At 67.5% G+C, this 1222-nt stretch carries 1 protein-coding gene and 1 pseudogene; both read right to left on the bottom strand.

Annotated elements, in window-relative coordinates:
• Positions 1 to 389: pseudogene (locus tag ABZ471_RS48770) on the bottom strand (hypothetical protein); the annotation flags it as partial.
• A 261-nt stretch (positions 390 to 650) separates the two neighbouring features.
• On the bottom strand, positions 651 to 1222 hold a 572-nt coding region (locus ABZ471_RS48765; RefSeq protein ID WP_359075643.1), incomplete at its 5' end, for a class I SAM-dependent methyltransferase.

Here is a 1222-nt window from a genome sequence, read left to right as displayed (position 1 = left end):
TCCAGCACGTACTCGCCGGCCAACTGCACCACGAACGGGACAACCCACGGCTCCGTCGACGCCACGATCTGTTCGAGGTGGCGCTGGCGCACCCGGCCATCATGGTGCCGTGTGTACAGGCAATGCAGAATCACCTGCTGGGTTTTGGTCAGAAGGCGCTCCGAGTCGGCGCCCGGCTCCTTGTTGTAGATACGCGAGGGGATGACGACGGTCTCGCCTTGGACCTCAACCTCGAAGGGCTCCATCGGCTCGAGCCTGGAGTGAGGCACGACCGCCAGGACACTCTGCACGTCACCGGCAAGATGGGTCGGAAACGCTGCCACCAGGACACGGGTGACTTTCGAACGATCCCAAGGCCACTTCACAACACGAAGATAGGCGGCAAACATATGCTTCCTCAGTCGCCCGCCTCCGTGTTGCGGGACAAGCTCCGGCGATGGGTCGGGGTGGTCGGCAGCATGCCCGAACCACGCCGCGACTTGGATCTCCGGCCAGGGGACATCTCTGGGGTCGAGCGGACCTCCGGCGCTTCCGCCAGGCTTCTGCGGAGTCGGCCATCCCCTCGCACATCCCCCAAGTCACACGCACACCGTGCGCGAATGCCAGGGACGGTACTCACGGCCTCGGGCGGATGGGCCGCAGTGGGGCGGTCAGGCGCGGGCCTGGACGATGAGGGTGTCGATGTGCCCGGCCTTCGGGGCATCCACCACCATTGATTCAGCGGCCGTAAAGCCGGCCCGGAGAAGGTGCCGCTCCCACACCGCTGGCTTGTAGCTGTACCGGTAGGTGAACATGGCCTTGCCTGCGAAGCCGCCCTTGTACATGCCCTGCGGGCCGTAGGCGCCGGGGATGGCCGGCGGCTGGGAGAACACGAACACGCCGCCCGGCGCCAGGTGCTCGCGCACGAGAGGAAAGAGGCGGGAGGGGTCGGTGAACCAGGCCGCGCCGAAGATGGAGTACACCGCGTCGTAGCGGGCCTCGTCGGTGGCGAGCCATGTGAGGATCTCGCTCTGCTCGATTCGCACGCCGAGCGGTGCCCACTTCTGCCCGGCGCGTTCCACCATGCGGGGCGAGAGGTCGACGCCGCAGACCTTCACGCCCTGCTGCGCGAGATGAGCGAGGGCGCGGCCGGTGCCGCAGCCGACCTCCAGGACGGACTCGGGGGAGTGAAGGAGTTCCGGGCCCGGGCCGTGGCCGGCGTACTGGGTCCAGCAGAACGACG

This window comes from Streptomyces sp. NPDC005728, assembly GCF_040630895.1.
In the GTDB taxonomy this organism is placed as follows: Bacteria; Actinomycetota; Actinomycetes; order Streptomycetales; family Streptomycetaceae; genus Streptomyces.
Note: the sequence above shows the minus strand (reverse complement) of the source record. Positions and strands in the feature narration are given on the sequence as shown.